The sequence below is a fragment of the Phenylobacterium sp. genome, from assembly GCF_004799395.1.
Classification (GTDB): domain Bacteria; phylum Pseudomonadota; class Alphaproteobacteria; order Caulobacterales; family Caulobacteraceae; genus Phenylobacterium.
In genome coordinates, this window is sequence record NZ_SSMZ01000158.1 from 1 (window position 1) to 9,533 (window position 9,533).

General features: G+C 68.4%; 11 protein-coding genes and 1 pseudogene. 10 read left to right on the forward strand and 2 right to left on the reverse strand.

The window, feature by feature from the left end; translation table 11 throughout:
- The coding region (locus E8A12_RS10280) for a carbohydrate porin (RefSeq protein WP_293368305.1) at positions 1-564 on the reverse strand (564 nt) is incomplete at its 3' end.
- Between the two features lie 161 nt (positions 565-725).
- On the opposite strand from E8A12_RS10280, the gene E8A12_RS10285 reads away from it, so the two are divergent.
- From E8A12_RS10285 to E8A12_RS10300, 4 genes are all read left to right on the forward strand, one after another.
- A complete protein-coding gene (locus tag E8A12_RS10285; protein WP_293368307.1) occupies positions 726-1,001 on the forward strand; it encodes a metal-sensing transcriptional repressor in 276 nt (91 codons plus the stop codon).
- Between the two features lie 350 nt (positions 1,002-1,351).
- Positions 1,352-3,052, forward strand: a complete 1,701-nt coding sequence (locus E8A12_RS10290; protein ID WP_293368309.1) for an NRAMP family divalent metal transporter — start codon at positions 1,352-1,354, stop codon at positions 3,050-3,052.
- Positions 3,053-3,173: 121 nt separating this feature from the next.
- Entirely contained in the window at positions 3,174-4,397 is a 1,224-nt protein-coding gene (locus tag E8A12_RS10295; RefSeq protein WP_293368311.1) for a CBS domain-containing protein, read from the forward strand.
- Positions 4,398-4,584: 187 nt separating this feature from the next.
- Positions 4,585-4,827 (forward strand): hypothetical protein, encoded by a 243-nt coding sequence (locus tag E8A12_RS10300; protein WP_293368313.1) that lies wholly within the window; start codon positions 4,585-4,587, stop codon positions 4,825-4,827.
- 46 nt (positions 4,828-4,873) lie between these two features.
- Here the strand turns inward: E8A12_RS10300 and E8A12_RS10305 are convergent, their stop codons facing one another.
- Positions 4,874-5,404, reverse strand: a complete 531-nt coding sequence (locus tag E8A12_RS10305) for an arsinothricin resistance N-acetyltransferase ArsN1 family A (RefSeq protein ID WP_293368315.1) — start codon at positions 5,402-5,404, stop codon at positions 4,874-4,876.
- Positions 5,405-5,464: 60 nt separating this feature from the next.
- Here E8A12_RS10305 and E8A12_RS10310 point away from each other — a divergent pair, with 60 nt between their 5' ends.
- From E8A12_RS10310 to E8A12_RS10335, 6 genes and pseudogenes are all read left to right on the forward strand, one after another.
- Positions 5,465-5,929, forward strand: coding sequence for an ArsI/CadI family heavy metal resistance metalloenzyme (locus E8A12_RS10310; RefSeq protein ID WP_293368317.1), 465 nt, complete (start codon positions 5,465-5,467; stop codon positions 5,927-5,929).
- Positions 5,926-6,291: a metalloregulator ArsR/SmtB family transcription factor gene (locus E8A12_RS10315; RefSeq protein ID WP_293368320.1), complete on the forward strand. Its 366-nt coding sequence runs from the start codon at positions 5,926-5,928 to the stop codon at positions 6,289-6,291. Before E8A12_RS10310 ends, E8A12_RS10315 begins: the two co-directional genes overlap by 4 nt.
- Before the next feature lie 13 nt (positions 6,292-6,304).
- The gene (locus tag E8A12_RS10320) at positions 6,305-6,814 is read left to right on the forward strand and encodes an arsenate reductase ArsC (RefSeq protein ID WP_293368322.1); all 510 of its coding nucleotides are present in this window, start codon (positions 6,305-6,307) and stop codon (positions 6,812-6,814) included.
- Positions 6,811-7,539: an MIP/aquaporin family protein gene (locus tag E8A12_RS10325; RefSeq protein ID WP_293368324.1), complete on the forward strand. Its 729-nt coding sequence runs from the start codon at positions 6,811-6,813 to the stop codon at positions 7,537-7,539. The genes E8A12_RS10320 and E8A12_RS10325 overlap by 4 nt, the downstream gene beginning before the upstream one ends.
- A 73-nt stretch (positions 7,540-7,612) precedes the next feature.
- Entirely contained in the window at positions 7,613-9,124 is a 1,512-nt protein-coding gene (locus E8A12_RS10330) for a carboxylesterase family protein (protein ID WP_293368328.1), read from the forward strand.
- Positions 9,125-9,284: 160 nt separating this feature from the next.
- A pseudogene (locus tag E8A12_RS10335) lies at positions 9,285-9,533 on the forward strand (hypothetical protein); the annotation flags it as partial.

Genomic DNA, 9,533 nt, shown 5'->3' on the forward strand with positions numbered 1-9,533 from the left:
GAAATCCCCGCGCGGATCGTGGGCATAGGCATTGGCGTCGAAGATATCGGGCACCCCGATCTTGCCGACGGTGATCACCAGCCGGTCGGCGGTGTGCGACCCGGCCAGCTGGTTCAGGTCAGCCTCGGTCTTCTCGCTTTCGCCGCCCAGGTCGATGGTCTGGCGCACGAACAGCCGCTGGAGCCGGAAATAGGGGGTCGCCATGCCCACCTTGTAGGCCTCGCCCGAGGGAAAACCTGCAATCCCCAGCGTGTCGCTGAGCCCGAAGCCCTGGTCGATCTCCGGATCGACCCAAATTTCCATGCCGGGCCAAAGGCGCGCGCCTGCATAGAGCGTCACGTCCGCCGTCTCCCGGCCGCGCGCGGCGGGATCGAGGCTGTTCGGCCCCCGGTAGGGCGAGGTGAAAGCAGCGTTGCCCTGGTCGACGAAGGTGACCTGGCCGTGAACCGCGAAGCTTTCCGGCGCCGCGTCGGCCGTCTTGTCCGCCGACTGCGCCAGGGCGGGGCCGGCCGCCAAGGCGCTGAGCGCCGTCATGGCCAGCCATAGGCGAGGATTGCGGGTCATGGGCTGCCTCGTGATCCTGGGGCCAAGCTTGACGGTGGGCGGCGGCGAACAAACGCGGCGATCTCGGTTCCGTTGCAGAGCTTCGACCACCAGCCCCATATCCTCCCCTGGGGGATACGAGGCGCTTGACCTATCCCCCCCCCAGGGATACGTCAACCCACATGGTCCATGTCGCGCACAAGACCCATCCGGACATCGTCAAACGCCTGAAGCGTGCCGAAGGGCACCTGCGCAACGTCATCGGCATGATGGAGTCCGACCGCCCCTGCATGGAGGTCGTCCAGCAGCTTCACGCCGTCGAGCGCGCCGTCGCCGCGGCCAAGAAGGTCCTCGTCCACGACCACATCGACCATTGCCTGACCGACGCCGCCGACAGCGGGACACGCGCCCCGCAACAGGCGATCGACGAGTTCAAGGAAATCACCAAATACCTCTGACCCCGCGCCCCCAACGGGACCGGTGGAGCTGTCAGGCCAGAGCCCTTGCGCGCCTTTTGTGAAACCTGTGAGACAATGGCGGATGCGCCTTGACAGGCGCCGCGCCGAGGCCCATTCCGCCGACTGTTGAACATCCTCCCCTAGGGGATCGTCAGCCCCACCGGAACCCCACTGATGCCAAGCGACAGTCCCAGTCGATCTAACGCGCCGCCGAAGGCGTCTCGCTAGGGCCTGGGGACGGGCTCGACCCGTGACGCCCACCGGCGGCGTTCCACGAGGTTAGCCATGGTATTTTTCTCCCGAGAACGACTTGGATTGCGTTCGTTCGCGTGTTTTCCGGCGGTGTGCGCATGACAGGCGTGACGAACCAGCCCGGCGCCGACGGACACGGAATGCACATGGCGGACGCCCCAACCGAACGTCCCGCGGCCACGGTTCTCGACTCCGCCCACATCGGCAATATCGAGGGCGCGTTCGGCACGATCCAGCTCGGTGACGACGCGCCGCGGGCGGGTCTCAAGGCCCGTCTCGGCACCCTGCTTGCCGTTGTCGGCCCCGGGCTGATCGTGATGGTCGGCGACAACGACGCCGGCGCCTTCGGCACCTACACCCAGGCAGGCCAGACCTACGGCACCAGCCTCCTGTGGGTGCTCCTCCTGCTCGTGCCCGTGCTCTACGTGAACCAGGAGATGGTGCTTCGCCTCGGCGTGGTGACGGGCGTCGGCCATGCCCGCCTGATCCTGGAGCGCTTCGGCAAATTCTGGGGTGCGTTCAGCGTCATCGACCTGTTCATCCTGAACGCGCTGACCATCGTCACCGAGTTCATCGGCATCAGCCTGGGCCTCGACTACCTGGGCCTGCCGAAGATCCCCGGCGTCCTGCTCTCCGCGGCGGTGATCGTCGCGGCGGCCAGCACCGGGTCCTTCAAACGCTTCGAGCAGGTCTGCATGACCCTGGTCGCCGGCTCGCTGTTGCTGGTCCCCATCGTGCTCATGATCCACCCGCCGCTCGCCCAGGTGGCCCACGATTTCGTCGTGCCCGGCATGCCGAAGGGCGCGGACCTGTCGAAGGTGGTCCTGCTGATCATCGCCATAATCGGCACCACGGTCGCGCCGTGGCAGCTGTTCTTCCAGCAGTCCTACATCATCGACAAGCGCATCACGCCGCGGTTCATGAAGTACGAGAAGGCCGATCTGTGGCTCGGGATTGTCATCGTGATCGTCGGCGCGGCGGCCATTATCGCCTTCACCGCCGCGACTTTCGCCGGCCATCCGGAGTTCGGCAATTTCACCGACGCCGGCGGCGTCGCCCAGGGCCTGTCGAAGTACGTCGGCAAGACCGCCGGCGTGCTCTTCGCGCTCGCCCTGATCGACGCCTCGATCATCGGCGCGGCCGCTGTCGGCCTCTCGACCTCCTACGCCCTGGGCGACGTCCTGGGCCTGAAGCACTCCCTCCACCGGAAGATCTCCGACGCCAAGGGCTTCTACCTGATGTTCGCCGGCGTGCTACTGGTCTCGGCGGTCATCGTTTTGCTCCCCGGCAGCCCGCTGGGCCTGCTTACCGTCGGCGTCCAGGTGCTTGCCGGCGTCCTCCTGCCCTCGGCGACCGTGTTTCTGCTCCTGTTGTGCAATGACAGCCAGGTCCTCGGGCCATGGGTCAACGGGCCCGCCCTCAACGTCTTCACCTCGGCGGTGATCGCCGTCCTGGTGGTGCTGTCCCTGATCCTGACGGCGGGCGTGCTGTTCCCCGATCTGGGAGCGCAGGCCATCCTCGACATTCTGATCGGCGGCGTCGCGGCCTTCGCGATGGCCGGCGCCGGCTTCCTGATCTACCACCGCCTGCGCCCGGCGCACCTGGCGGCCCCGCCGATCGACCGGTCTCACCGCGCCTCATGGCGCATGTCGCCGCTGTCCCTGTTGACCGCCCCCAAGCTTTCCGCGGGCAGCCGGATCGGCCTGACGGTCCTGCGCACCTACCTGCTGATCGCCATGATCCTGGTGATCGTGCGCGTCGTTCAGCTGGCGCTTGGACACGGAACCCCTTCCGCATAGGATGTCTGACATGGCCGGCTCACTCCGCCGCGAGCCCACTGAAGGAATAAACGTGAACACCGCTCCAGGTGCTCTCACTTCCGAAACCGAGTTATCGCTGGCGCTGCTTCTGCGGCGCGCCGTGATCGACGCGAAAGACAAGTCGCTGGCGCGGCTTGAGGACGTCATCGTCAAGCTCCGCAACGACGAATATCCGCTCCTCTCGGGGCTGGTGATCCGCGTCGGCGGCAGCCGCATCTTCGTGCCGATGGCCGACGTGATCGGCATCGACGAGGCCTCGGTCCGCCTGCAGAGCGCCAGGCTCGACCTGCGCCCTTTCACCCGGCGCGAGGGCGAAGTCCTGCTCAAGGAGGACGTGCTCGGCCACCGGCTCATCGACATCGCCCACAGCGCCCTGGTGAAGGCCAGAGACATCCGCCTGAAATCCACGCCGGAAGGCTGGGTCGCCAGCGGCCTAGATGTGCACCGGCACAGCTGGTTCTCCTTCGGCGCGCATGAGGGCCACGCCGCCCGGGACTGGCATGACTTCCTGCTCTTGATGGGCAATCAGAAGGCGCTGCAGTCGCTGTCCACGTCGACCTGGATCGGCCGCCTGAAACCCGCACAGATCGCCAAGATCATCGAGGCGGCCTCGACGCAGGAACAGAACGTCCTGCTGGCCCAGGTCCACGCCGACCCGGAGCTGGAGGCCGACGTCTTCGAGGAGCTGGACGAAACCCACCAGGCCCAGCTGCTCAAGGGGCGCAGCGATCAGGACGTCGCCGATGTGCTGTCGCGGATGCGCGCCGACGACGTCGCCGACGCCGTCATGGAGCTTCCGCAGAACCGCCGCCTGAAGGTCCTCGAACTGCTTCCCCCGGCGCAGAACACCAAGGTCCTGACCCTGCTGGGATATAATCCCGCCACCGCCGGCGGCCTCATGGGCACGGACTTCCTGGCGCTCCCCGAAGAGCGCAGCATCGCCGACGCGCTGAACATGCTGCGCACGGCCACGACCCAGCAGCCCGAGGCCCTGACCACGATCCACAGCTTGCGCGAAGACGGCACGCTCGGCGGGACGCTGAGCCTGGTCCGCGCCCTCCAGCTCGCGCCGGCCACCCTGCTGCGCGACGCGGTCGACGCGGACCCGGTCGTCGCCCGGCCCGAGGACGACATCATCGCCGTCACCACCCGGATGGCCGATTTCAACCTCCTGACCCTGCCGGTGCTCGATCCCTCGGGGCGCGTGCTCGGCATCATCACGGTCGACGATGCGCTGGAGGCGGCGATCCCCAACGACTGGTATCGGCGCGAGCCCGGCGAAACCGGCGTGCGCCCGCGTGCGGTGGAACGCCGGCAAGCCTGAGCGACGGGGAGACATTTGTCGCTCGCACGCAGTCGTGTGCGACCATAGCGACTATGTAAGTTAGTTAGCCGACATAACGTGTTATGGTGTGGCATCGCTGGCAGAGGCCTTTGGGCGCCGGCGGCCGAGAGACCTGGCTGAGACAGCCTCCCGCTCCCGCTCGATGTCGCGAGGAGGGAATCGCGAAATGGCGATCTACACCTTCTACCTTTGCAATCTGGGTGGCGGCGCCAGCTCGTTCGAGGCTTTCGACCTCGGCTCCGACGCCGAGGCCCCGGCCCGCGCGCTCCAGATGCTCGCCGATCATCCGACCTGCACCTACGTCGCAGTCTGGGATGACGCCCGCCCGGTCCTGGAGCGCCACCGCGACATTGCCCTGACACTTCCCCTGGGGCGCCCTCAGCCGGACGCGAACAGCCTGCCCATCTAGCGACAGGGGCCTCAGAAGTTCCTGACCCGCGATAGCGGCACGCGCGCTAGTCGATGTTCTCCGGGATCATCCGCTCGACAATCACGCAGTCGCGCCAGACGCCATCGAGCTTTCCGTGCTTCTCGTGGACGCCGATGGCCTTGAAGCCCATGCGGGCCATCAGGCCAAGACTGGCGCGGTTCTCCGGGAAGATGCGCGACATCAGTTTCCAGAGGCCCCTGTCGCGTGCGGCTTCCACGAGCGCCGCCATCGCGACCTGCCCGGCGCCACGTCCGCGGTGCGCGCGGCGCACGTAGACCGAGAACTCACCGATCCCGCGATAGCAGCAGCGGTCAGCATAGGGATGGGCGACCGCATAGCCGACCACGTGGCCGGCCGGATCGACCACCGAGACGAACGCCAGCGCGTCCTCGAACCACGCCGCGATATCGGCCGGCGACCGCGGCTCGGTCTCGAAGGTCGCGATGCGGTCCTCGATCCCCTGATTGTAGATCTCGGTGATGGCCGGAGCATCCGCGCGCTTGGCGGGCCTCGCCTTGAGGGTGTCAGGACGAGTCGCATCTGAGATCGAGTTCATCGCTTGACTCTTCTATAGTTCCAGAAGTATCGAACAGGTACATCCTTAGGAGAGCCCGACATGAAGCGCCTGCACCTGCACGTGAGCGTGCCCGATCTCGCCCAGTCCATCCAGTTCTACGAGGCGCTGTTCGGCGCCCCGCCCACCGTGGTCAAGGACGATTACGCCAAGTGGATGCTCGAAGACCCTCGCGTGAACCTGGCGATCTCCCAGCGCGGCGGAGCCCAGGGCATCGATCACGTCGGCATCCAGACCGACACCGCTGAAGAGCTAGGGGTCCTGGCCGCCCGGCTCCGGGCCGCCGGCGAAACGACCTTCGACGAAACCGCGGCGACCTGCTGCTATGCCCGTTCGGACAAGAGCTGGGTGAACGACCCCGCGGGGGTGCGCTGGGAGACCTTCTTCACCTTCGGCGAAGCCACCACCTACGGCGAGGACGGGGCCCGGGCGGCCATGGCGGCGCCGGCGCCTGCCGCTGAAGCCTGCTGCGGGAGCGCCAAGCCCGCCGCCTCCGCCTGCTCATGAGCCGGGCGACGGAAACCCACGACGCGACCACCGCGCTCTCCGCCCTCGCCCATGCCGGGCGGCTGGAGGTATTCCGCCTGCTGGTCCGAGCCGGCGCGGATGGCCTGGCCGCGGGCGAAATCGCGCGCGCCACGGGCAGTCTCTCCAACACGCTTTCCACCAACCTCAGCATCCTGGCCGCGGCGGGGCTTGTCACCTCCAGGCGAGACGGCCGCTCGATCATCTACGCCGTGGGCTACGACCGGATGCGCGAGCTGCTTGCCTTCCTGGTGGAGGACTGCTGCGCCGGAAAGCCAGAGATTTGCGCGCCGCTCGCCGAGATCGCCAGCCGCAGCTGCGTCGCCGAAGCCTCATCCTGCTAGCGGAGCCTGCGCTGTGAGCCACGTCTACAACGCCCTCTTCCTCTGCACCGGCAATTCAGCCCGCTCGATCATCGCCGAGGCCCTGCTGAACCGCCTCGGTCGGGGCCGGTTCAAGGCCTATTCCGCCGGTTCCTTTCCCAGGGGCGAGGTCAATCCGTACGCCCTGCCGATCGTGGAAAGCCTCGGCTTCGACGCCGCGGACTTCCGCTCCAAGTCCTGGGACGAGTTCGCCGCGCCGGGCGCGCCGCCGCTCGATTTCGTGTTCACGGTCTGCGACAACGCCGCGGGCGAGGTCTGCCCGATCTGGCCCGGCCAGCCCATCACCGCCCATTGGGGCGTGCCCGACCCTGCCACCGTCGAGGGCTCGTCGACGGAGATCGCCCTGGCCTTCGCCGAGACGTCCCGGCAGCTGCGCAAGCGCATCGGCCTGTTCGTCGAGTTGCCCCACGCCTCGCTTGACCGCGCTTCGCTGCAGACCCGCCTGAGCGAGATCAGCGCGCCGACCGATCAGCCCGTCGAATGACGGCGCCCGGCGACGCCAGCCTGGAGCCGCCGCTCGAAGCTTTCAGCGTCGGCCGCCGGCTCACGGCGGAGGCGCTCGGCACAGCCCTGCTTTTGGCCATCGTCATCGGCTCCGGGATCATGGGAGAACGCTTGGCCGGCGGGAACCAGGCCATCGCGCTGCTCGGCAACACTCTGGCCACGGGCGCGGGGCTCGTCGTGCTGATCACCATTTTCGGCCCGATTTCCGGGGCTCACTTCAATCCCGCCGTGACCCTGGCCTTCGCACTGCGCCGCGAGTTGCCGGCGCGCCTGGCGCTGGCCTATGTCGCGGCCCAGCTCACCGGCGCGATGCTCGGGGTCTTCGCCGCTCACGCCATGTTCGCCGAGCCGATCCTGCAGGTCTCCGCCAAGTTCCGCGACGGCCCGGCGCAGGCCTGGTCGGAATTCGTCGCGACCTTTGGCCTGCTGGCGACGATCCTCGGAACTCTGCGGTTTCGCCCGCAGGCCACGCCCATGGCGGTCGGCCTCTACATCACCGCCGCCTACTGGTTCACGGCCTCGACCTCGTTCGCCAATCCCGCGGTGACGCTGGCGCGCAGCTTCTCCGACACCTTCGCGGGCATCGCGCCCGCCTCAGCGCCGGCCTTCATCGCCGGCCAGATCCTCGGCGCGCTGGCGGCCGTGGCCGCCTTCGGCTGGCTGCTGCGAGGACCTCGCGGCCCGGCCGCCAGCCCGCCGACCTGACGCGGGGCCTGCGAACGCCGACAACGTGTTATCCAGGCGCTCAAACGATCAGATCGGGGAATGCCTGGTGAAGATGTTCAAGCTGACGATCGCGGCGGCCCTGGCGGCCAGCGCGCTCTCGACCCCGGCCTGGGCCGCCCCGACCGCCAAGCTCGACGCGGGCGTGGTCGAGGGCGCCGCTCAGGGCGAGGTGGCCGTGTTCCGCGGCATTCCCTACGCGGCCGGTCCTTCGGGTCCGCTTCGCTGGCGCGCGCCGCAGCCGGTAAAGCCCTGGACGGGCGTGCGTCCGGCCACCGCCAACGGCGCGGCCTGCCCGCAGCCGCACCTCAGCGACGATCCCTGGGCACAGGTGGGCCCGCAGAGCGAGGACTGCCTGTTCCTCAACGTCTTCGCGCCAGCCAAGACGCCAAAAGCCGGCGACGCAGTGATGGTGTTCATCCACGGCGGCTCCTTCATCCGCGGCTCCGGCGGCGTGCCGCTCTATGACGGCTCGGCGCTCGCCAGGCGCGGCGTTGTGGTGGTGACCATCAACTACCGCCTGGGCCGGCTGGGCTATTTCGCCCACCCGGCGCTCACCGCCGAGAACGCCGACGGCGGCCGGCTCGGCAACTACGGCCTGATGGACCAGATCGCCGCCCTGCAGTGGGTGCAGAAGAACATCGCAGCCTTCGGCGGCGATCCGAAGAAGGTCACCGTCTTTGGCGAAAGCGCCGGCGCCGTGGCGGTACAGATGCTGACCACAACCCAGGCGGCCAAGGGCCTCTTCGTGCGCGCCATCTCCGAATCCGGCGGCGGCACGGCCGCGGCGACGGCGATCCGCGGCGGCCCGCTCACCGCCGAGGCCTTCGGCGCCAGCTGGGCCAAGGGCGTCGGCGCGGCCGACGCCACGCCCGCCCAGCTGCGCGCCATCCCGCTGGCCGATGTCCTGAAGTCCGGCCCGGCCGGCCCCATGGTCGACGGGGTCATGATGCTGCGCAGCCCAGGCGACACCTACCGCAAGGGTGAGCAACTGAGGGTCGGCCTGATGATCGGCGGCAACTCCCACGAGGCCAGCCTGGTCGGTGAGAACGTCGCCGTCGCCAAGGCCGGTCTCGGCGCAGCCTATCCTGAACTCCTGGAGGCCTCGCGGGCTCATCCGACCAAGGCGGGCCCGGAATCCGACCTGATCACCGAAAGCCTGTCGACCCAGCCCTCCCGCTACCTGGCCCAGAAGAACGCCGCCCTCGGCCTGCCCGCCTGGTCCTACTACTTCGACCAGGTCGCCGGCTCCGACCGGGCCAAGGCCAGGGGAACCGACCACGGCGGAGAGCTCAGCTACCTGTTCGGCACGCGCATCGACAAGGAGGTCTGGGACGACGAGGACGCCCGCGTCTCGCAAGCGATGGGCGACTATTGGACCCGCTTCGCCAAGACCGGCGATCCGAACGGCCAGGGCGCACCCGTCTGGGCGCCGGTCGCCAAGACCGCCTCCCCCTACATGCGCTTCGACGCCCACCCGCACACCGACCAGTGGACCCCGCTCGAGGACAAGATCGAAACCGCCGCCGTGGCCGTGGCCGTGAAGGCCTGGGACGCGGCGAAGTAGCCGACCTTGCCGGGAGGCGCGAAGCGCGGCTATGCTGGACTTGGCCTTCGGGAGGCCGACTGTCCGCGTAAAGGGCCCAGCCCGCTCGACGTCTCGATCTCTATCATCCCTGACTTCCTGCCCGTCGTGCGGACACCGGGCCACATCGGAAGGAAGGCCTATGATGCAAAATCCCGGAACCGGGACGATCGCCGCGCGTGCATTGCCGGCGAAACCCAGCCTCGAGCACCTGAAGAACGAAGCCAAGCAACGGCTGGACCGGTTGCGCGCCGTCACCCCGACCGCCAAGCTCGCCGAGGCCCAGCACCAGATCGCCCGCGAGTACGGCTTCGCCCACTGGCGCGAGCTGAAGGCCGACGTTGAACGCCGCGGCGGCGGCCCCGTCTCCGCCGTGGCACGCGCCGTCATC